Below are 21,016 nucleotides of genomic sequence, written 5' to 3' on the forward strand. Positions count from 1 at the left end.
AACATAAAATGAAACATTTTATTTAACTCTTGAATTTTTGGAATAATCAGAAACTGATTTATTTGAAAATAACATTGCTAATAGAATCCATAGTATTCTCGAGTTTTGCAGAGATATACTGAAGGAAAAAAATATTGTTCCAAGAACTAATGCAACAACTATCCAGTTTTTATTAAAAAGTTCAATAATACTTTGTTTTACTAAGAATATTAAACCAACAACTAACGGACCAATTCCCCACTCCACTGCTAATTGTAAAAAGGTATTATGCGCTATAGTTGGACTACCACTTATTACTTTGGCTACACTTGAGTAATCCATAAAACCTATCCCCATAAAGTGAGTATCAATAATAAGTCTATAAGCTGTTTCCCATGCGTCTACTCTCCCTGAACCACCCTCGGTAATTGCACCACTAAAATTTTCAAATACAATGTATATTCGTTCCAGTTGAGGAACTGATTGTGTAAATGCCAGTAAATCTGTCATGATTGAATCGAAGAATACATAAAACATAGTCAAACTTCCACTTATTACTAAGAACAAAGTTGCTAACTTAGCAGGTGACTTACTTTTTGTAAAAAATTTTTTTAAACTCAGTACACTTAACATACAAATAAAAACAATTAGACCAGTCTTTGAAGCCGATAGCAAAATTGTCGTAGGATAGATAATCATTGCCAAAAAATTTGTTAGTTTTCGTTTGAATCCTTTGAGATACCAAATACAAAACCCGCATATTTGCATATAAGCGAAATAATTAGGATCATTCATAAACCCTCTCATACGTATCTCACCAAACAATACAATAGACCGTAGAGCAGCTGGGCCAATAAAATAAATTATTAATGATAAAGTACCTAAAATCAGGCTTCCATATTTTAATCCTTTAAAAAAAAGTTCCTTTGTTTTTGGATTTATGGTCAAAACAGAAATAAAAAGAATAAAATAGAGCAAGCTGATTATAAACTTTTGAAAAGTAATAAATATAGGTATAAATGATATTGAAATATTCAACCAATTTGATATTTGCATAGTCGAAAAGAATCTCAAACTCAAGAGTATAATAAAGTATATAGTTGTTTTTTTTGTTAAATAGATTGACTTTGTCAAAAATAATAATATGATCAAAAAAATCATGAAAACATCACTGACAGAAACATTTATACCTAGAAAAATCTGTGTGATATTTATTGTGAATCCTATCAAAAAAATAAATCTATCAATAACTAATTTTTCGCTTTTTTTTTCTTCCAATGATGTTGAAATATCTGTAAATTCCATTATCTTCCTCCTAAAAGGATGTTGGTTACTCACTGTATATATCACTTATTTGCTTTATAACTATCTCTTCACCATATTTCCTTATTGATTCGCTTGCAATTTGAGCATATTTCTTTATCGGAATATTTTCTGAGAAGAAATCACTTAGCGAGCCTATTAAATCTATATTATCGGTGAACAGTATTCCATTTTCTCCTTGAGTGATCAAATCCATATTTCCCCTTATATTAGATGCCATTACAGGAACTCCATTAGCCATTGCTTCCATAACTGAAACAGGAAGCCCTTCTCTTTTTGAAGGAAATACAAATAAATCGCTAATTTTCATTATTTCAATAACGTCATTCCTATATCCTAGTAACTCAATTTTTTTTGATAGACCAGCTTCGTTTATTTGACGGATCAAATCATTTTTTAGCGGGCCAATTCCGCAAATCAAATATTTGAAATTTTCATTTTTGAAATCTCTCAATGCCTCAATTACAATTTTATGATTTTTATTATCATTAAGTTCTCCTACAGATAGAATAACTTTCGCTTCTCCATCAATCCCCAATTCTTCTCTTTTTTTCACTCGATCAATAGGTTTATTACATGCTTCAAGAGGTAACCCTACACCATTTACTAAATAGACGTTCTTAGCAAAAAAATGATCTGATGCACGTTGAAAATCCTCTTGATTTATAGTAATCAGCGTATCTGTATATCTAGACAAATATTTTTCAATTGGATAGTAAAAAAGCCAGTTTATTGTACTTGCACCTTTATAAAAATGAAAGCCATGAGCAGTATAAAATACTTTAGTTTTCAATTTTTTGCATGCTAATCGAGTAATCATAGATGCTATAGGTGTATGGGTGTGAACGATGTCAAAATCTTTTTCATTAACAATACTCTTAAGACTTTGGTATGCAGATAAATTATATTTTGAAAATGGACTTCTACTAAACGGGATTTGATAAACTTCAATATCATAATCTTGAAAAAAAGGCTTTAGAGGTTGCTCGATTGAACAAGCAACGCTTACTTCATGCCCTTCATTAATTAACATTTCAATATGTGGGATAAGAAATGCATTTAAAGTATTGGATATTGTCGTTACATATAAGATTTTCAGTTTGTATCATTCCCTTCAAACTTCTCTATCGTTACGCTAGAATTTGAGCTAATACCTTCGTGTCTAATAACTTTATTGATTGTTAAAAAAAAGATTATAATATCATGCATAAATGTACAGTTTTCTACATAGTAGCAATCATACTCAAACTTCTCTGCCCAACTAATCGCATTCCTACCCTTGACTTGCGCTAATCCCGTTAATCCTGGGCGGACGCTATGACGTTTCCGTTGTTCCTCATTATATAATGGTAAATATTCAACTAATAATGGTCTTGGCCCCACAAACGACATATCTCCTTTTAAGATATTCCAAAGTTCAGGGAGTTCATCCAAACTAGTTACTCGTAGTAATTGTCCAAATTTCGTTAACCGAACATTATCAGGTAAGTCATTTCCATTTGCATCTTTTGCATCCGTCATTGTACGAAATTTATACATGGAAAAAATGACTTCATCTTTTCCAGGTCGATTTTGCTTAAATATGATTGGAGAGCCCAATTTAATTTTTACTAAAAGAGCTACGATTAAAAGAACAGGCGATAAGACAACAAGAGCAAGAGCTGAGAAACATATATCTAATGCTCTTTTTCCCCATTTCTGATATACGCTTTTATTATTCATGTTGCAACACTCGCTTGATTGTTTTCACGACTCGAGACAAATCTTCATCTGTCATCTTCGTATCTGATGGCAAACACACACCAGTATTAAATAATGTTTCAGCAACATTATTTCCAACATAATCATATTCTGCAAAAATTGGTTGTAGATGCATTGGTTTCCAGACAGGACGTGCTTCGATATTTGCTTTATCCAATTCATCCATAAGCATATTCGTATCCACATCTGAAAGCAAAATCACACTTAGCCAATAATTAGGTTGATTCCATTCATTTTCAGGCATGAAGGAAATGGAAGGAATGTCAGATAGTTCACGTTTATAATAATCATAAATATATCGTTTCTTGTTGATTCGGTCTGACAATACTTTTAGCTGTCCTCTGCCGATCCCTGCTACAATATTGCTCATACGATAGTTATAGCCTATTTCATTATGTTGATAATGACGTGCTTGTTCCCGGGATTGTGTTGACCAAAATCGAATTTTTTCAATTCTTTCTGGATTATTTGAAACAGCCATTCCTCCACCAGATGTGGTGATTATTTTATTCCCATTAAAAGAATAGATACCATATTCCCCAAATGTGCCAGTATATTGACCTTTATATGTTGTACCTAGTGACTCTGCCGCATCTTCGATCAAGGTCACTTGATATTCTTTACATATCTTGATGATTTCATCTAAATCTGCAGATAAACCGTATAAATGAACGACAACTACTGCTTTTGCTTCAGGATATTTCTCTAAAGCGATTCTAAGTTGTTTAGGGTCCATATTCCAAGTTTCATTATCACTATCTACAAACACTGGTTTTGCACCTTGATAGACGATAGGGTTTACAGTAGCTGAAAATGTTAATGATTGACAAATCACAATATCATCTTCTCCAACCCCAGCTGCTTTTAATGCTAAATGGATGGCTGCTGTACCTGAAGTCAATGCAGCCGCATGGTCAATCCCTACATACTCAGCCAATTCTTTTTCAAAGTTATTGACATTTGCACCAAGCGGAGCAACCCAGTTGGTGTCAAATGCCTCCTTGACGTATTCTTGTTCGTATCCTTCATCACTCATATGTGGTGATGCTAGGAGTATTCGTTCATTTTCCATCTTAATCCCAACTTTCTATTATTTTTGCAGGCACTCCCACACTTTTTGTATTGTTATGAATATCCTTAACAACTACACTTCCTGCGCCTATAATATTTCCTTGGCCAATCGAGACTTCTGGTATCACTTTAGTTCCGACTCCGATTTCATTTCGATTGCCTAATAGTGCATAACCAGACAGATTTACATTTGGATAGATTGAATTATAGTTTCCTATCTTTGAATCATGCCCAATTGTTGAATAGATATTGAACATATTGAAATTACCTATTGTTATATCGGCTGTATAAGTTGTGTAAGGCATCAAAATGTTCCCTATACCTAGTTGTACATTCAATCCTACTAAAGCAGTAGCATCAATCAAATTTGGAAATGTCAGATGATTATTACCTTTCAATTCCAAAAAAATTTTTTCCTTAATACGCGGATTAGCAATTCCTATAAATACAGCAATCTTTAGTTCCATTTTTGTTAATAATTCTATTTTTCCTAGCACTGGTATTCCAACAATCTTTTCATCTACCGGCTTGACATCATCAACAAATCCAATTAACTCATATTCGGACTGTCTACTTAATAAAAAGGCGAGTTCTTTACCGAATCCTCCAGCACCAACAATTATTGCTTTCATGACACTCCCCCTATTTACTCGAAGCCCTTGCAAATGCTACGACTTCTTTTGCTAGTTGTTTGTCATCGTCGGATAAACCTGTTACAAATTCCATGACTTCTTGGATCGGGTAACCTTTGATATTCCCTACAAAAATCTTTTCATACACCTGTTCATCATTTCGTTCTTTGTCCAACAACAGTTCTTCATACAATTTTTCGCCAGGTCGGATGCCTGTTTCGACGATTTCGATTTCTTCTTCAGTGTAACCACTCAAGCGGATCATATTTCGTGCAAGATCTAAAATTTTGACTGGTTCACTCATATCTAAGACAAAGATTTCGCCTCCTTTTGCTAATGCACCCGATTGGATGACTAAACGGCTTGCTTCTGGGATTGTCATAAAGTAACGGGTCATCCGAAAATCGGTGATCGTGATGGGTCCGCCTTTTGCGATCTGTTCTCGAAAAACAGGGATTACGCTTCCGCGAGAGCCCAAGACATTCCCAAATCTTACGGCCGAAAACTTGGTACTGTTTTCTTCATTTAAGCCTGTGACGATCATTTCTGCGATTCGCTTCGTGGCTCCCATCACATTTGGTGGGTTATTGGCTTTATCGGTGGACACCATGACAAAGTTTTTGACATTCGCTTCTTTGGCAGCTTCTGCTACATTTTTTGTTCCTTTGATATTGTTTTTTACTGCTTCTCTTGGGTTATATTCCATCAAGGGCACATGTTTATGTGCTGCTGCATGATAGACGATATCCGGCTGATGTTCTTTCATGATATGGAAGATCTTTTCACGGTCTTGGATATCTGCAATAATTGGAATGATTTCTGTTTTATTATAAGAGGGGTCTCCTGATAGTTCGCGATGAATCAAATAGATCGAGTTTTCACCATGTCCTAATAAGAGTAATTTTTTTGGCGAAAAAGCAAGTACTTGACGACAAATCTCTGAACCAATAGAGCCTCCAGCTCCGGTAACAAGTATGACTTTTTCTGAGATGTGTGATTTTAGTTTATCTAAATCTAATTTGACTTCTTCTCGTCCTAACAAGTCGACCACGTCGATTTCTTTCAGGCGAGAAACATTGATTTTCCCTGATGCGATTTCTTCAATCGAAGGCATGGTATTCATCTTGACTTCTTTTGATTCGATAAGATGGAAAATTTCACGAATTCTTTTTCGTGGCAAGGAAGGTATCGCGATCGTCACCATATCGATCGACAATTCGTCGATCAATCTTGGTAAGTCCTTAGTATTCCCTACGACTTTTATCCCAGACAAATATGTTTTATATTTGTTCGGATCATCATCCACAAAGCCAATCACTTCCAAATCGTTGATTGCTTTTGAACTAAGAATACTATTGTATAGAATACGTCCGCCTTCGCCAGCTCCAATAATTAGTGTTCTGTGTTTGTTTAGTGGCGATTCTTGACGCTGTGTTTTATGTTCGATATATATACGCCAGAATAAACGACTGCTGATGATGAGAAACATAGATAAGATGTAAGTTAATAATTGTAATCTAAGGCTGATTTTTTGCATAAACAAATATTGGATGATAAATGATGAAATAACGGTACAAGTAATGGCTGAAAAAATAGCTGCCATCTCATTTAAATTCGTATATCGATTGATTCGCGTGAATGTTTTAAACAGCATGCCATATCCAATGTAAAAAATTAGTGATACGCCTAAATTCACGGCTAAGTAATCTTGATCGATACCAACAAATGGTGTCATAAAATAATAGCTTGATAATATAGAGATGCCTAATAAAAAACTATCAACCAAAACTAAAATGATTACTTTTCTTCTTCTAGTAAGTTCAAACAACCCCTGCGCCCCCTAAAACTTTTATACAATAGGTCGAAAATCTTTTGCATGCACTTGCTCCCCATTGATGATGTCTCTTGTTACTTGATCCATTTCTTCGATGACTGTAGATCCAAATTTTTTCTCTACGATACTATATGCTTTTTCCATATAAAAATCCCGATCTTTTCGACTATGGGCATCTGAGGCAATCATCTGGACAAGCCGATGTTGAACCAGTTCCTCACTTAACTTCTTGATCTGTTTGCCATAAACACCTGCAATACTCGGTGCAGTCAACTGCGCCAAACACCCCATATTCAAGTAGGGTAATAATAGATTAGGACTTTCTTGGAAACCGCGGTTCCGCTCAGGATGGACAATGATTGGTACGATCCCCATCTGACGTAATTCATAAAACAAACTTTCTGTATATTCGGGAATGCTGTTTGTTGGTAGCTCAGCTAGCAAATAGCGATCGGCGACATCTGCAAAAAGAATCTTGTCACTTTTAATTTCATCTATTAAATTACTTTTTATTCGAACTTCTTGTCCTTCAAATAAAGTTAGGGGGATGGACTGTCGATCGAGTTCTTTTTGCAAGTCTTCGACAGCTAGTAATACATCTGCTTTTTCATTGGTGAAACGTTGATTGTGATGAGGGGTGCATAAAATGTGGGTGATTCCTTGTCGAACAGCTTCTTCTGCCATGGCGATCGATTCTTTGACCGTTTTTGGTCCGTCATCTATACCAGGTAAAATATGACAATGTAAATCAATCATTTTTGCTCACTTCCTCATCAATAGTAATAATAATTAAAATCTGCATTCTTCTTCGCACCGTTGTAAACAACACCTAAAATCGTTGCTTGTGCAATGGCTAGCAGTTCTTTCGCTTTGATTAATTCTTGTTTCATTGTTTTGCGTTCTCGGACGACTAAAAGTGTCCCATCTGTTTTTGCGGCTAAGATCTGAGCATCAGTGACTGTTGCAATGGGTGGTAAATCAAAAATGATCAAATCAAATAATGCTTTTAGTTGTTCGATCACTTCTTCCATTCGTTTCGAATCAAGTAGTTCGGATGGATTCGGTGGTTTCGGTCCACTTGTCATGACCCAAAGATTTTCGACGGAACTGGTATGATAATATGATTCCGGTCTTCCTTCACGATCGCCTAAGAAATTACTTAATCCATTGACATTTGGCAATTGAAAAGTCAATGCTACACTTGGTTTTCTCAAATCAGCATCAACCAGCAAAACTCTTTTGCCACTATTTGCGAATACGACAGCTAAGTTAGCAGCTGTTGTTGATTTTCCTTCACCTGGACCAGATGAAGTCACGACCATCGTCTTCAATTCACGATCGACAGAAGCAAATTGGATATTTGAACGGATCGTCCGATATTGTTCGGAAACCATGGCATTTTTATCGGTAATGCTGAGGAGTGAAACAGGTAAAATAGTGTTTTTCTTCATAAATACTTCTCCTTATACACGTTTTCGTGAACGACGGCTTTCTCTTTGTTCAGTTGTTTCAATCGTTTCGACTTCTGCTGGTTGAAACATACGGCCGTTTTCAAGTTCTTTCTTCGTCATTTCATTGACATCTCCAAGTATCGGCAATCCTAATTCTTCTGTGACAAAACGTTCATCTTTAACTGTTTTATCTAACAACTCTAGAAGAAAGGCTAATCCGACTCCAATCATCAAGCCAAGTAACCCACCAATAACTACGTTCAACATGTTATTTGGTGAAACAGGTGTAGGATTGCTTTGTGCTGCAGAAGTGATCGTCACTTTATTGACATTCAATACGTCCGTTGCTTTTGATTGGAAAACTTGTGCTGTGACGTTGGCGATATCCGTCGCATGATCTGGATTATCAACAGTTGCAACGATTTGGAACATTTGTGAGTTTTGTGATTGATTGACACTGATCACCGATTTCAACTCACCCTTTGTAAGACTTTGTCCATAATTTTGTTCAAGTTCTCTTTGAACATCATTGATGACAACATCGCCTAAAATCATATCTTTGTAAGTATTGATCAACAATACGTTAGCGTTGACATCTTGTAGATTCGTATTCGTATTTTCTGCTTTTGACTGAACGATCATCTCAGCTGATGAACTGTATTTAGGTGTAATCAAAAAGAACGTGACTCCAGCAGCTAATGCAAATCCGGCAAGCGTGGTCGCAAGAATCAGCAACCAACGCTTTCTTAAAATCTCAAATAATTCTCCTAGACTAATCGTTTCTTCCATGTTTTCTCCACTTTCTATCGTTAATATCTTTTCTTAACTTTTCGTCTTCTTAATAGTTCGCTCAACATCCAGATGATGAAACTACAAATAATGAGCACGATTCCCCATTGGATAAATGTTACAATAAAGTTGCTTAGATACGTAGTTAAAAAATGATAGAGCGACTTTGAATTGATGCCGATACGCTCGACCATTTTTGAAAGGTACACAAAAAGAGGTAACGCTAAAAGCATTAGACCAGCGCCACCCACTGCATAACTTAAATAGCGTAACGCACGATGGAAAAAACGTGTGTCGATTGCAATGATCGCAATCACTAATAATGCAGAAACTGTCATTGTAAAGAAGATCAATAAGGTCAGCGTTCTTTTATACCCCATCACTTGCTTCCCATAGGTCAAAAGATAAGGGATCTCAATATATTCACTATAGGTTTCGATGGCAGATTTTTTTAGATTATCAATCGATTGTTGCGTTTCTGCATTGATTTCATAATTGTTTTCTTTCGCATAGTCTTCGACTTTTTTCTGGATGATTTTGTCTACATCCTCTGTCCGTTCAATCAAAAAAGGAATGTCTGTATAAATGGTGCGAATATAGTGTTCAACATTCGATTGTACATAAGCTTGAGGAACAGTGTCTGCCAATACATCTGCAGGAATATTGCTTCCTCGACCTAGATCGCTGATTCTTTGATTGATCTCAGAGGTGATCGTTTCTGAATAATTGGCTTCTTCCATGGCTTTTTCCATAAACTGTTGGTTGAACAACGTTAGTCTCAATACAACTAACGTCATGCCGGCAAACAAACTCAAAGAACAAATAAAAGTAAGTAGCCAACGAGACCCTTTTTGCATGAATTTTTGCTTACTCATGATTTCCTCCTATTTATTAGGATTGATCAACGGACCTTCAACTAACTCACAGATAACAAAAAGTCGTTCATCCGTCATGCCTAAACTATCAACAGGATAGCATGTATAAAGAAGCAGTATTGGTTTATCTTTTTGACTGATCAATTCATTGATTTCCGGATCATCTTTATGACGAATCACCATTTCTTTTACTTGATAGCGGTAATTCGCATAGGTCGTCTTAGCTGTCACGATATCATTTGTTTGAATACCGCTTAGCTTACCAAACCCATCAACATTGTGCCCACCGACTAGTGACGTTCCAGTCTCACCTATGTAGACAGAACCCATATATTGTCCGGCACCTTTTCTTAATATCTCATCGGTATCTCCAAAATACAAAGGCACATTCAGATCTAAAGAATCTACCATGATGTCACCATAGCGTTCGCCACCTCTAGGGTAAGCGATACTGCTAGATGCCAGTTCATTGTTCTCATCTTTAGCGACATCTTCTTCTTTTACAGCTTCAAAGCTTTGTTCTTGCGTTTCGAATGTTGGAACATCTGAAAGTAAAAACAAATTTAAAGAAGAAGTGGCAAAATGAATGACAGGTCTTCCTATGACGTACATTAGAGAATAACCAGCTGCCAAAAAAAAGACAGGGACAAAAAGCATTGCCCCTAGTCTCTTAAGCAGCTTGCGCTTTTTACGCAATCTTTGTCTTTCTTCCTACTACAACCGCACCTGCTGCGACTAATAGTAATGAAGCAATTGCCATTGCACTAGCGGTATAATTACCACCTGTTTGTTTAATTGGAGAACTAGTGCTAAAAGCTGGTGAAGTTGTTCCATCAGCATTTTTTGCACCGATTTGGATATCGCTACCATTCCAACTTAGTACAACTAATCCCAACGCGTCAGCAACTCTCGTTACCTCTTGTTGGATTTGCATGATGATATCCCGCGGTAAAGCACGAATCAAATCATCAAGCGTGTTGATTCCTGTCATATCGATTGTTACTGAACCTAACAGATTACGCACATTTTGAATACCTGTAACGGCAGTTTCTACTTGTGCATCCGTTAAATCATTTTGTTTCAAATGGTTTTCGGCTTGTGTAATGTAAGTATCAGGGACAGTGAATTCTTTTCCTTGAATACTTACTGGTGCTTTTAACAAGTCTAGGATCTGTTGCTCATTCGCAGAAATCGCGCCAGCGGCATCTACAGGAACAGTGAACAATAATGCAGTGAAAAATACAACTAAATATCCGACAAACTTTTTCATCCATTCGACCTCCTTTGCATTTTATTGTGAAGGCTTTCAGCCTTCAGATAAAACATTATAGAAAATAACATTATTCATTTTATTTTCTACATTTCTTATACTATCACATAGAGTTAGCTGACACAATTTATATAACCTAAGTAAATTTATGTTTTTTTGGGCCTATCAGCCATGTTGATATTAAGTGTATAAAAAAGGATAAGATTCCCATTCCCTAGCAATTTTTACCACAGCATAGATTATATTCATATAATCTTTTTGTTTGCGAATATCTAGGTTAAATGTCAGGTGATTTACCTGACATTTTCCAAGGACTCACCTAACACTAAACCTGGTTCTGCATTCAGTCGATAATCAGCAAGATGCTCTTTTCGCCATTCGACAGATGCAGCGGCTCCGATCATTGCCGCATTGTCCCCACAAAGACGTAATGGTGGTACGATCAGTTCCAATTCAGGTAATTCTGTGGCTAAATTTTTTCTCAAACTTTCTCTTAGTCCTTGATTAGCAGCAACACCGCCTGCAAGGATTAATTGCTTCACCGGATAAATTTTGCAAGCACGTATCGTTTTTGTTACCAAGACTTCGACAACACTGGCTTGAAAACTCGCAGCAAGGTCTGCTCGATCTAATTCTTCCCCTCGTTGCTCCGCGTTGTGGACTAAATTGATAAATGCACTTTTTAAGCCACTGAAACTAAAATCATAGTTATCTTCGCGAAGCATTGCCCGAGGAAAGTGGTAGGCATCTTTCCCTTGATGGGCTAATTCATCGATTTCTTTTCCACTTGGATAGCTCAATCCTAAAACACGTCCTACTTTGTCGTAGGCTTCTCCAGCGGCATCGTCTCTTGTTTCACCGATGATCTCATAAGCGCCATCTTCTTCCATATAAACTAACTCCGTGTGCCCTCCACTGACCAACAACGCCATCAATGGAAATTCATACGCTTTTTCGAAGCGGGCGGAGTAAATATGTCCTGCCATATGATTGACAGGGATCAATGGCAGATGATTTGCCCAAGCAAAAGCCTTTGCTGCTGAAATACCGATGAGTAATGCCCCCACAAGGCCTGGTCCTTCTGTGACAGCAACCGCGGTAAGTTGTTCGGCGGTCACGCCTGCTTCCACCAACGCTTCTTCAAGACATAAAGTAATTTGCTCTACATGATGGCGACTGGCCACTTCAGGTACGATCCCGCCAAAGCGTTTATGGCTGTTGATTTGAGAGGCAACGATATTTGATAAGATTTCTTGCCCATCTTTCACGACCGCTACGCTTGTTTCATCACAGCTTGACTCAATTGCTAAAATCAATTCTGTTTGTTTTTCATTCATGGTTTCATCACCTCTGTTTTTAGCTTTGTACACATGATGACCGCATCCTCGACCGGATCATGATAGTAGGCTTTTCGTTTACCTACTTGGCGGAATTTTTCTGATTCGTAAAGGTGTTGGGCAGCAATATTTGACTGTCGTACTTCTAAAAAAACACTATGCGCTTGGTTAGCTTTTTCTCGTTGCAGCATCTCTTGTAATAATTGTCTTGCTACACCTTTGTGTTGTTCAGCAGTCAGAACTGCAAGATTCGTCACTTCTACTTCATCAAGTACTTTGGCATATCCAATAAAGCCAATGATTTCCTCTGCTTGATGAACGACTAAATAATTGGTTTGTGGTTGTTGGATATCAGACAAAAATTGATCTTTTGTCCAAGGTGACCCATTTAAAAAAGCATCGTCACTGACTTGCCAAAGCGCTTGGGCTAATTTTGTATCATTGAAAGCTGTTTTTTCTTCAATCACTTTATTTCACTCTTCTTTTAATAGTTTTACCATATCTAAGGCATCTTCATTCGTTTCTGTATAATACCCTTTTTTTACTTTTCTCGATTGGAAGCCTAGTTTTCTGTATAAGCGTTGGGCATTCTGATTACTGATCCGTACTTCTAATGACATGGTCTCGCATTGATTCATCCGTGCGAATGTCTCGATCTCGTTGATTAAATAGGTACCGACACGCTGCCGTTGGTAACTCGGACTGACCGCAATGTTTGTGAGATGGCAATCGAGTCCTAATACTCTGGATCCAACAAAGCCGAATAATTCTTCTCGATCGAATATCCCTAAATATAAAGTCATGAATGGGGAAGTCAGCTCTGAGATGAACGCACTTTTTGTCCAAGGTAATTCCCCCAAATAAACTTCCCGTTCGATACTTAACAACGCCTTGACATCATCAACTGTCAGTTCCCGTATTTGAAATTGCTTTTCGCCTACAGTGACCGTTTTCTCTGGATAATCTGCTTTTTCTTGAAGCATGGTCCGTAGATAGGCTTTAAATTTTTTCAACATAGCTTTCTTCTCCTGGCGTATGTGTCTCCAACCATTTTTCTTCTGCTTCCACTCGTTTTAAGTAACGTGGTAAAAAGGCTTGGATATCGTTGACCGGATTACTTGAAGCCCCTAATTGCGCGACGACAACTCCACTAGGAATATCCCAAAGTGGCAAGGAGTTACGCTTAGCATCAGGTATTGATTCAGCGATTTCTGAGTTGAATTTGTGGCAATCGCTACCGACAAAAGTGATCGATCCATCCATTTGTTTTAATTTTTCGGTTAATTCTACGAAAGCAATATGTCTGTCCTCTAGAACGTTTTCTAATGTTCCATGATGCCAGCGATAGGCACCAGCATAAACATTTTTTCTTCTCGCATCAAATATCGGTACAATGATTCCTTCGATTCCTACGCAATTTGCTGCAAGTACAGCAAGACTGGAAACACCAACCAATTCTTTATTTAAAGTATATGCTAATGTCTTGGCAGTTGTGACACCGATTCTCAATCCTGTATAAGAGCCTGGACCACTTGACACAGCAATTCGATCGATTTGTTCTGGTGTGAGTTGGCAATCTGAGATCAATTGATCCAACGCTGGCATCAACGTCAGACTATGATTTTTCTTTCTATTGATTTGGATTTGACCTAACACTGTTTCGTCTTCCAATACGCCAACAGCTAAGGTTTGATTTGCTGTATCGATCCCTAATGTAATCATTTGACCGTTCCCTTCTACTACTCTAATGTCGTTTATCATTGTAGCATACTTCGAGGTAAAAAAGGGGAGGAAAAATCAAGTTTGGCTCTCGCCGCTGTCGAAATTTCCACCCCTATACTTAGGTTGATAATCGTCTATTTGATCGTAGATTGTTTTGTTGATTCTCGTAAAATTAGTTCTGTCGCGATCGTGATTTTTCTTGCAACCGGTGCAGTACTATGGATTAACTGGGTCAATGTCTCAACTGCCAACTCCCCCATCCATTCGGTGTACACTTTGACTGTAGAGAGGGGTGGTGAGACATACTTTGCCACGCTGATATCATTGAAGCCAATCACTGAGATATCTTGCGGAATAGTCAATCCTGCTTCTTTGATTGCCTTCAATGCACCAATTGCTAATGCATCATTCGCAGCAAACAACGCATCCGGTAATTCCTTTTCTTGCAATAAAAAATCATGAACAGCTTGATATCCTGCCTCCACTGAAAAATCCGCTTCAATGATCTTTCCTGTGAGGTTCTTTTCTTCACTGATCAGTTTTTGAAAAATTGCCGTTCTAGGATCAGTCACCGGTGTTCGGTGTTGCTTCGTGTACTCTTTTCCGGCTAACATCACGAGTTGTTTGACTTCTTCTTGTAAGAAATGATCCATCACTAAGCGAAGACTCGACTCAAAATCAACGACTAATGAATCGATGCCAAATCTTGTGCCATCTGAATCGACAAGTAAAAGGTTCTCTTGCGTACGTTTCAATTCTTTCAATTGCTCTTCGTCAAACTTTCCTAAAGCAATCGTTCCATCTGCAGATTGCTCACTGATGGCATCCCATGTTTCCTTGATCAGGCGAATATTCGCTTCTTCCGCTTTTTTTTCGATTCCTAAGCGTATAGAAAGATAATAAAGATCTTCTAATTCTTCTTGTGTATCATACCATTGGATCAATTTGATCGTTTGTTTTTCAGAGGCTAGATTCTTATGATGTTTTTTATAATTCAAGTGTTCAGCTACTTCAAAAATTTTTTGTTTCGTTTCCATTCCTACTGACAATTTCTCATCATAATTCAGCACTCTTGAGACAGTGGCAGGAGAAACTCCCGCCAACTGAGCAATATCTTTGATTGTGGCCATTCGTTTCCCCTCCTGTAAGTGACCGATGCTTATAATGTTTCAGTAAAGCGCAAGAACGCAGCTCTTCCTTGTTCGTCCCGTTTGAAGACACCGGCATCTTCTAAAACTCTGGCGAAGACTTGCCCAACAGCATTTTGGATAACAACTGTCGCAGTCTCTTCAGTCAAATCAGGATTTGCTTGTTTTAGCTGTTCTGCCCATTCACGATGGTAGTCCGCGACTTGATTTTCTTCACCCAGTAGATATTGCTTCACTTCTTCCAATTCTGGTTTTAAGCGTGGTGGCAACACAGCCAACCCCATAACTTCGATCAAGCCAATGTTTTCTTTTTTGATATGTTGGATATCACGATGAGGATGGAAAATCCCTTCAGGATATTCTTCGGACACATTGTTGTCGCGCAATACTAAGTCGATTTCAAAGTAATCATCTTTTCGACGAGCAATCGGCGTGATCGTGTGGTGTGGCGTACCATCTGCTGAATAGGCGATGACTGATACTGATTCATCTGAATAGTTCTGCCATTTGTTTAAGACCGCATCTGCTGCTTCTACTAATAAATCTTTATCGGGCGACTGTAACCGGATCACCGACATCGGCCATTTGACGATCCCTGCAATCACCTGCGGATACTCGCTTAGCTTGAACAATTTCTCCATCGGCGCTTTTGCCATCGGAAATTCGTGACGTCCAGCTTGATAATGGTCATGTGAAAGGATCGATCCACCAACGATCGGCAAATCAGCATTTGAACCTACGAAATAGTGTGGTAAGACTTCAGTGATCTTCAACAACCGAGCAAACGTTTCTTTAGTGATGCGCATTGGTCGATGTTCTTCTGATAAAATGATCGAGTGTTCATTGTAGTAGGCATAAGGCGAATACTGAAATCCCCAACTTTCTCCGTCTAAGTTCATTCGGATGATTCGATGATTGGTTCGTGCTGGGTAATTCAACCTTCCTTTGTACCCTTCATTTTCCATACATAACATACACGATGGGTAATTGACTTGTATCGCTTTTCTTTCTGCAGCAATTTGTTTTGGCTCTTTTTCAGGTTTAGATAGATTGATCGTGATTTCCAACTCCCCATATTCAGACGGATAAGTATACACGATATTTTTTGCGATGGCTCGTGTTTTGATATAGTCATTGTTGCGGCTCAACTGATAAAAATAATCCGTTGCTTCTTCTGGACTTTTTGAATAATGTTGAGCAAAAAAAGCATTGACAACAGAAGGTGGTGGCGTCAAGAAATCCATCAATTGTGCCTCAAATATTTCTCGGTCAGCTGTTACATCCGTCACCAAGCCATTTTCTTTTGCTTGTTCAACTAAACGATCCAATAGATCGACCGATTCTTCTTGCACTGGACGTACTTCAAAAGAGTCGCCGGCTTCTTCGCCAATAAGACCTAAAATACGATTTTGTAAGTAGATACGGTCCATTTCCATCCAACCACCAGACGCGATTGCTAGTGTGACAAAATCTGCAATTGTTTGACTAATCGTCATTTTCTTCCACCTACTTTTCATACCCGTTAGGATGGCTTTCATGCCATGCCCAAGCAGTTTTGATGATTTCTTTCACATCTGTATATTCAGGTGCCCAGCCAAGGATTGCTCTCGCTTTTTCACTTGACGCTACTAAACGACTTGGATCACCTGCTCTTCGTGGTGCGATTTTCGCAGGAATATCACGGCCTGTGACTTCTCGTGCTGCTTCTAGCATCTCTGTGACTGAATAACCTTTGTTACTTCCCAAGTTGAAGAAGTTGCTTTCATTTCCAGCTTTTAAATATTCTAAAGCTAAAATATGCGCAGCAATCAGATCTTCTACTTGTACGTAATCTCTGATACATGTTCCGTCTGGCGTATCATAATTATCCCCATAGATTGCTAATGACTCTCGTTGGCCTAAAGCTACTTGTAAAATGATCGGCACTAAATGAGTTTCGGGCGTATGATCTTCGCCGATCGACGCATCATTCTTAGCTCCTGCTACATTAAAATAGCGTAAAGCCACATAACGCATGCCATATGCTTCGTCACACCATTTCATCATTTTTTCCATCATCAACTTACTTTCGCCATAAGGATTTTTCGGATTCGTTGGTGACCCCTCTGTAATTGGCGATTCTTTTGGCTCACCGTAAGTCGCAGCTGTTGAAGAAAAGACAATCCGTTTCACATCAAACTCGTGCATTACTTCTAATAATACTTGCATGCCATAAACATTATTATTGAAGTAGACTAAGGGTTTTTCAACTGATTCACCGACTAACGAGCTCGCTGCAAAGTGCAAGACGCCCTCAATTGTTTCTTTTTGGAAAACTCCACGTAAAAATTCTTTGTCACGAATATCGCCTTCATAAAAACGTGCATCAGTATGAACTGCTTGACGATGGCCTGTCAAAAGATTATCCACGACTGCTACATCATAGCCCTTTTCAATTAATTGATCGACGGCATGGGAACCAATATAGCCTGCTCCGCCTAATACTAAAATTGTCATGTTAAGACTCCTTTATCCATATAATTATATTCGTTATTTATTTTAACAAAAGTGATGACCAGAAAACAGGGACTTTTTTTGACAAAACCTTCTTTCATTTTATTTAGTAAATTTATAATAAAACATTTAGTAAATTTTTTCAACATTTTATTGTAAAGGGTTTCAAATAAAAAAACGAAAGACTAGCGTTTTTCCTTGTTTTGCTTCATAATAGAAGTGTCAAATAGATAAATGAGGTGAATCATTATGAAAAAATTTGTATCAGGTATCTTAGTAGGTAGCTTGGCTACTGTAGCAGCTGTGGCTGGTTTAGTAACTTCTGTGAAGAAAACAGTCATCGACCCAATCGACGAAAAAGAAGCAATGATTGAAGAAAATCGTAAAAAAGCAATGAGAAAACGTGTATCACGATAAGAGCTAGTGATTGAAGCATTCAGCTTCAAAAACAAAAAACCCAAAGTTGTTCTTCAATTTTTTGGGTTTTTTTGTTTCTACCGAGTTTTTTCTAAAACTCGCATTTTTAAGTTACGATAGAAATGGAAGCTGACAAATAGCACAGTTGTGTTTCCACTATCTCCCTCATGCTATCCAAAAAGAACTTTCTTACAAGTGTCAGGACAGAAGTGTTTAGCCTCGAGAAATAAGGCGCCATCCACGAAAATTGTTCTTCAAATTTTTGTGGATGACGCCTTATTTCCCAAGAGGTTACTTCTGTTCCCGCCGTTTATTCGGTTTTAGTTGGTGGGAGAGAACTAATGTCCCTCTCTCCTAAAGGAACGTTCTTTTTATGATTTTTCTGCTAAAATCAGTTGTGCGATACGATCAATTTGTCTAAGATTCCAAAAATCGACATGGGGTCTCGGAACGGAGGCTGTTAACCATTCTACCCCTTCAGTTGGGATGCCGATACAATACAAATTGTTTTGTACTTCTCCATGGGCATCGATCACACGTGAATTTTCTCGTTCGATTGCTACCGCACCAGAAACGAAATCGCCACTTGGATCATGCAACTGGAATGGCTGAAGGATCTGGGCATCACGTAGACTGATCAAGGCTGGATTTCTTGTTGTTCGTAAGTCATTTTTTGGTAATCGTGCCTCAATTAGATAGCTACTTGTAAGCCCTTCTGGTTCCAGGTGAAATCTCTTGTCCTTTCCTACAACAGTAAAAGGAGGTTCCACCAAATGGAAAATTCCTGCATCGATCAATGCTGCTAATTCCTGCGTTCTTCGTAAAGGCGGACCAATAGTAAAAAACGCATCAAACGTATTGAACCATTGCCACAATATTTCTTTATATTCTTTTGCAGAAAAAACTTCCCATAGCATCACTTGATGCACGATATTTCGCCAATCTTTCAATGCATCCAACGTCGCAATCAATGGACCACTCACATTGCCTTTTAACGCTTCATTGATTTGATCTTCGATATACCTCCGACTCATTTGTTGATACGGCAACATGTGGTCGATCAAGTGATCCAGTAAGTCCCATGACCACAAGTGGCTTGATAATTCAGGATATTTTCGCAGCCATTCCTTTTCTGTAGCCCCAAGAAAGACTTCTTGAAATTCGCTGAGAGCAATCGACAACCCATGTTCCTCGATCACTTTTTTATAATAAAACAATTCGAGATCTTTTTTTAAGTCAGTAAAAAAATCCTCCCCAGTCAGTTTTTTAGTACGATAATACATATTTAATCGTTCTTGCGTCAGAATGACTGGTTGTGCCACCTCGCCAACTTTTTTCTGGTTGCGTCCGTGGGGATAGTAAGGTAAGCCTCGCCGAGAGCCGCAATAGACGACTGGCTCTTCTCCCGACGGACGATAAACCAATCGACCTTCCAATTCTTCAAAGCGACCGCCTCGTTGTTGTGTCAACAAACCAATATAATCAAAAAAACAGAGTCCTAACCCCCGAATAAACACCGGTTCTTGGGCAGGAATCATCGATAAATCAACATCGGCTGGATTAGCTGGTCCTTGGTAAAATAAGTGATGCTCAGCCGCATACTCACTTAATTGGCTTTCTTCTGACGTTTGTTCATGTTCCCAATGACCCGTTGCTAGGATCAGTTGATCCACCACATAGGCTTCTTCTTTAGTTCGCAGAATGAATTGTTTCTCTTTCTTGGTGGCTTCGATAACTAATTCTTGTATATAATCGAAACGATCAGAAAATCGTTCTTGTAGGCGCGCGTAAAACCATTGGAGATAGACGCCAAAGAAGCGACGACTTGTTGGTTGATTTTCTAATAAATTAGCTGCTTCACACAAAAACGCTTCTTTTTCTTTGATAGTTGTCTGACTAAGATAAGAAGGGGCAAATTCTTTCGCCCATTGATAAAGATTCACTCCGTTAGCGACCACGCCTCCACTACTTAATGTCTCATCCGTAAACATCGTCACTTGTGACGCCAATGAATTCATCAGTACTTCTTTTGGCTGATCGACTCGCCAAACCTTGCCACCGATCCCACTTGGATCAAAAAGGAGGATCTCAATATCTTCTTGTTGTTGATTATAGAGTAAACGCTCTAACATGCTAAGTCCACGAGGTCCTGCCCCGATGATCCCAATTCTCATCTATCCACCTACCTATATGTATTTGCTTGATTGTCACGCATCTTTTCTCTTGATTCCACTCAATACACGCTACAATGATTTACTTGGCTAACTCACTGAGGAGCAACAGTTCTTCATGTTCTTTATTTTGTGACCAACTGATTTCCAAATAACATCCGTAAATCAAAAAAACGAATTTAGGAAAATATTTTGTGATGACTACCTTTGTCATATTCTCTCATTCCATCATAGCATAATTTTTCTGCAATAAGAAAAAACAACAAGAAAAAAGAGCGAATAACCACTCTTATTCTTGTTGCTACTAAGGTGACATAAGAAGTACAAGACTCCTCGTTAGATTTTTTTACTTTTGATTTTACCTGACCAACCATCATAGCCGCCTTTTAAGATATAGATATCTTGGTAACCTGCTTTACGCAGTTGGTTAGCTGTACGAATACTCAAACTTTTCTTTTGATCATAAATATAAACCGGTTGGTCTTTACGAATCGAACCAAGTGAATTTTTTAGTACTGTATAAGGAATATTTCTAGCGCCTAAAATATGACCCGCATCAAAGACATCTTTTTCACGAACATCGATGACTTGTGCACGACGCATTCCTTCACGAAATTCTTCTTCTTCAAGCATTGTTGCAGAACGTTTAGCCATTACTCGTAAGTAAACTTCCCAAAATACGATAGCTAAGATGATCAGTAATAAAATGATGTTAATAATCCATAAAACCATGTCGTGCCTCC

General features: G+C 38.1%; 22 protein-coding genes. 1 reads left to right on the forward strand and 21 read right to left on the reverse strand.

All coding sequences use genetic code 11. The annotated features are described in order from the left end of the window. Nucleotides 1-18 precede the first annotated feature (18 nt). From IGJ95_RS08575 to galE, 19 genes are all read right to left on the reverse strand, one after another. Nucleotides 19-1,284, reverse strand: coding sequence for an O-antigen ligase family protein (locus IGJ95_RS08575; RefSeq protein WP_010735169.1), 1,266 nt, complete (start codon nt 1,282-1,284; stop codon nt 19-21). 25 nt (nt 1,285-1,309) lie between these two features. Beyond that, nucleotides 1,310-2,401, reverse strand: a complete 1,092-nt coding sequence (locus tag IGJ95_RS08580) for a glycosyltransferase family 4 protein (protein ID WP_034691408.1) — start codon at nt 2,399-2,401, stop codon at nt 1,310-1,312. After that, the gene (locus tag IGJ95_RS08585) at nt 2,398-3,024 is read right to left on the reverse strand and encodes a sugar transferase (RefSeq protein WP_438761725.1); all 627 of its coding nucleotides are present in this window, start codon (nt 3,022-3,024) and stop codon (nt 2,398-2,400) included. The genes IGJ95_RS08580 and IGJ95_RS08585 overlap by 4 nt, the downstream gene beginning before the upstream one ends. Then, complete coding sequence (locus IGJ95_RS08590) at nt 3,017-4,135, reverse strand: DegT/DnrJ/EryC1/StrS family aminotransferase (RefSeq protein ID WP_023519866.1); 1,119 nt, start codon at nt 4,133-4,135, stop codon at nt 3,017-3,019. Before IGJ95_RS08590 ends, IGJ95_RS08585 begins: the two co-directional genes overlap by 8 nt. Nucleotide 4,136: 1 nt before the next feature. Then, nucleotides 4,137-4,766: an acetyltransferase gene (locus tag IGJ95_RS08595; protein ID WP_130029272.1), complete on the reverse strand. Its 630-nt coding sequence runs from the start codon at nt 4,764-4,766 to the stop codon at nt 4,137-4,139. A gap of 10 nt (nt 4,767-4,776) precedes the next feature. Further along, complete coding sequence (locus IGJ95_RS08600; protein ID WP_010735164.1) at nt 4,777-6,594, reverse strand: polysaccharide biosynthesis protein; 1,818 nt, start codon at nt 6,592-6,594, stop codon at nt 4,777-4,779. 21 nt (nt 6,595-6,615) lie between these two features. Then, complete coding sequence (locus tag IGJ95_RS08605) at nt 6,616-7,356, reverse strand: tyrosine-protein phosphatase (RefSeq protein ID WP_023519868.1); 741 nt, start codon at nt 7,354-7,356, stop codon at nt 6,616-6,618. Between the two features lie 17 nt (nt 7,357-7,373). Then, nucleotides 7,374-8,051, reverse strand: coding sequence for a CpsD/CapB family tyrosine-protein kinase (locus IGJ95_RS08610; RefSeq protein ID WP_023519869.1), 678 nt, complete (start codon nt 8,049-8,051; stop codon nt 7,374-7,376). Between the two features lie 12 nt (nt 8,052-8,063). Then, entirely contained in the window at nt 8,064-8,840 is a 777-nt protein-coding gene (locus IGJ95_RS08615; protein WP_010735161.1) for a YveK family protein, read from the reverse strand. A 20-nt stretch (nt 8,841-8,860) separates the two neighbouring features. Beyond that, on the reverse strand, nt 8,861-9,715 hold the full coding sequence (locus IGJ95_RS08620; RefSeq protein ID WP_438761728.1) for a hypothetical protein: 855 nt from the start codon (nt 9,713-9,715) through the stop codon (nt 8,861-8,863). Nucleotides 9,716-9,724: 9 nt separating this feature from the next. After that, entirely contained in the window at nt 9,725-10,372 is a 648-nt protein-coding gene (locus IGJ95_RS08625; protein ID WP_023519871.1) for a class D sortase, read from the reverse strand. A 31-nt stretch (nt 10,373-10,403) separates the two neighbouring features. Then, complete coding sequence (locus IGJ95_RS08630; RefSeq protein WP_010735158.1) at nt 10,404-10,985, reverse strand: hypothetical protein; 582 nt, start codon at nt 10,983-10,985, stop codon at nt 10,404-10,406. A 293-nt stretch (nt 10,986-11,278) separates the two neighbouring features. Continuing rightward, nucleotides 11,279-12,322: a tRNA (adenosine(37)-N6)-threonylcarbamoyltransferase complex transferase subunit TsaD gene (gene tsaD, locus IGJ95_RS08635; protein WP_375148465.1), complete on the reverse strand. Its 1,044-nt coding sequence runs from the start codon at nt 12,320-12,322 to the stop codon at nt 11,279-11,281. After that, complete coding sequence (gene rimI, locus IGJ95_RS08640) at nt 12,319-12,789, reverse strand: ribosomal protein S18-alanine N-acetyltransferase (protein ID WP_010735156.1); 471 nt, start codon at nt 12,787-12,789, stop codon at nt 12,319-12,321. The genes tsaD and rimI (IGJ95_RS08640) overlap by 4 nt, the downstream gene beginning before the upstream one ends. A gap of 6 nt (nt 12,790-12,795) precedes the next feature. Further along, nucleotides 12,796-13,338 (reverse strand): ribosomal protein S18-alanine N-acetyltransferase, encoded by a 543-nt coding sequence (gene rimI, locus IGJ95_RS08645; protein WP_023519872.1) that lies wholly within the window; start codon nt 13,336-13,338, stop codon nt 12,796-12,798. Continuing rightward, nucleotides 13,322-14,044, reverse strand: a complete 723-nt coding sequence (gene tsaB, locus IGJ95_RS08650) for a tRNA (adenosine(37)-N6)-threonylcarbamoyltransferase complex dimerization subunit type 1 TsaB (protein ID WP_153829881.1) — start codon at nt 14,042-14,044, stop codon at nt 13,322-13,324. The genes rimI (IGJ95_RS08645) and tsaB overlap by 17 nt, the downstream gene beginning before the upstream one ends. A gap of 134 nt (nt 14,045-14,178) precedes the next feature. After that, nucleotides 14,179-15,174 carry a LacI family DNA-binding transcriptional regulator gene (locus tag IGJ95_RS08655; protein ID WP_010735153.1) on the reverse strand — a complete coding sequence of 332 codons (996 nt, stop codon included), beginning with the start codon at nt 15,172-15,174 and terminating at the stop codon, nt 14,179-14,181. Between the two features lie 29 nt (nt 15,175-15,203). Continuing rightward, nucleotides 15,204-16,688: a UDP-glucose--hexose-1-phosphate uridylyltransferase gene (gene galT / locus IGJ95_RS08660; RefSeq protein WP_438726805.1), complete on the reverse strand. Its 1,485-nt coding sequence runs from the start codon at nt 16,686-16,688 to the stop codon at nt 15,204-15,206. Between the two features lie 10 nt (nt 16,689-16,698). Beyond that, nucleotides 16,699-17,688: a UDP-glucose 4-epimerase GalE gene (gene galE / locus IGJ95_RS08665; RefSeq protein ID WP_010735151.1), complete on the reverse strand. Its 990-nt coding sequence runs from the start codon at nt 17,686-17,688 to the stop codon at nt 16,699-16,701. Between the two features lie 246 nt (nt 17,689-17,934). On the opposite strand from galE, the gene IGJ95_RS08670 reads away from it, so the two are divergent. Continuing rightward, entirely contained in the window at nt 17,935-18,102 is a 168-nt protein-coding gene (locus IGJ95_RS08670; RefSeq protein WP_010735150.1) for a DUF3042 family protein, read from the forward strand. A gap of 371 nt (nt 18,103-18,473) precedes the next feature. On the opposite strand, the gene IGJ95_RS08675 is transcribed toward IGJ95_RS08670, so the two are convergent. Next, nucleotides 18,474-20,276: an FAD/NAD(P)-binding protein gene (locus IGJ95_RS08675; protein ID WP_153829742.1), complete on the reverse strand. Its 1,803-nt coding sequence runs from the start codon at nt 20,274-20,276 to the stop codon at nt 18,474-18,476. A gap of 333 nt (nt 20,277-20,609) precedes the next feature. Continuing rightward, on the reverse strand, nt 20,610-21,005 hold the full coding sequence (locus IGJ95_RS08680) for a rhodanese-like domain-containing protein (protein ID WP_010735146.1): 396 nt from the start codon (nt 21,003-21,005) through the stop codon (nt 20,610-20,612). Nucleotides 21,006-21,016 lie beyond the last annotated feature (11 nt).

This window comes from Enterococcus sp. AZ156 (assembly GCF_051714165.1).
Taxonomy (GTDB): Bacteria; Bacillota; Bacilli; order Lactobacillales; family Enterococcaceae; genus Enterococcus_B; species Enterococcus_B pernyi.

What these genes read in the sequence shown, in the direction of transcription:
- IGJ95_RS08575 (WP_010735169.1), bottom strand. Translation starts at nt 1,284, where the DNA reads ATGGAATTTACAGATATTTCAACATCATTGGAAGAAAAAAAAAGCGAA.
- IGJ95_RS08585 (WP_438761725.1), bottom strand. Translation starts at nt 3,024, where the DNA reads ATGAATAATAAAAGCGTATATCAGAAATGGGGAAAAAGAGCATTAGAT.
- IGJ95_RS08590 (WP_023519866.1), bottom strand. Translation starts at nt 4,135, where the DNA reads ATGGAAAATGAACGAATACTCCTAGCATCACCACATATGAGTGATGAA.
- IGJ95_RS08595 (WP_130029272.1), bottom strand. Translation starts at nt 4,766, where the DNA reads ATGAAAGCAATAATTGTTGGTGCTGGAGGATTCGGTAAAGAACTCGCC.
- IGJ95_RS08605 (WP_023519868.1), bottom strand. Translation starts at nt 7,356, where the DNA reads ATGATTGATTTACATTGTCATATTTTACCTGGTATAGATGACGGACCA.
- IGJ95_RS08610 (WP_023519869.1), bottom strand. Translation starts at nt 8,051, where the DNA reads ATGAAGAAAAACACTATTTTACCTGTTTCACTCCTCAGCATTACCGAT.
- IGJ95_RS08615 (WP_010735161.1), bottom strand. Translation starts at nt 8,840, where the DNA reads ATGGAAGAAACGATTAGTCTAGGAGAATTATTTGAGATTTTAAGAAAG.
- IGJ95_RS08620 (WP_438761728.1), bottom strand. Translation starts at nt 9,715, where the DNA reads ATGAGTAAGCAAAAATTCATGCAAAAAGGGTCTCGTTGGCTACTTACT.
- IGJ95_RS08625 (WP_023519871.1), bottom strand. Translation starts at nt 10,372, where the DNA reads ATGCTTTTTGTCCCTGTCTTTTTTTTGGCAGCTGGTTATTCTCTAATG.
- IGJ95_RS08630 (WP_010735158.1), bottom strand. Translation starts at nt 10,985, where the DNA reads ATGAAAAAGTTTGTCGGATATTTAGTTGTATTTTTCACTGCATTATTG.
- tsaD (WP_375148465.1), bottom strand. Translation starts at nt 12,322, where the DNA reads ATGAATGAAAAACAAACAGAATTGATTTTAGCAATTGAGTCAAGCTGT.
- rimI (WP_023519872.1), bottom strand. Translation starts at nt 13,338, where the DNA reads ATGTTGAAAAAATTTAAAGCCTATCTACGGACCATGCTTCAAGAAAAA.
- tsaB (WP_153829881.1), bottom strand. Translation starts at nt 14,044, where the DNA reads ATGATTACATTAGGGATCGATACAGCAAATCAAACCTTAGCTGTTGGC.
- IGJ95_RS08655 (WP_010735153.1), bottom strand. Translation starts at nt 15,174, where the DNA reads ATGGCCACAATCAAAGATATTGCTCAGTTGGCGGGAGTTTCTCCTGCC.
- galT (WP_438726805.1), bottom strand. Translation starts at nt 16,688, where the DNA reads ATGACGATTAGTCAAACAATTGCAGATTTTGTCACACTAGCAATCGCG.
- galE (WP_010735151.1), bottom strand. Translation starts at nt 17,688, where the DNA reads ATGACAATTTTAGTATTAGGCGGAGCAGGCTATATTGGTTCCCATGCC.
- IGJ95_RS08670 (WP_010735150.1), top strand. Translation starts at nt 17,935, where the DNA reads ATGAAAAAATTTGTATCAGGTATCTTAGTAGGTAGCTTGGCTACTGTA.
- IGJ95_RS08675 (WP_153829742.1), bottom strand. Translation starts at nt 20,276, where the DNA reads ATGAGAATTGGGATCATCGGGGCAGGACCTCGTGGACTTAGCATGTTA.
- IGJ95_RS08680 (WP_010735146.1), bottom strand. Translation starts at nt 21,005, where the DNA reads ATGGTTTTATGGATTATTAACATCATTTTATTACTGATCATCTTAGCT.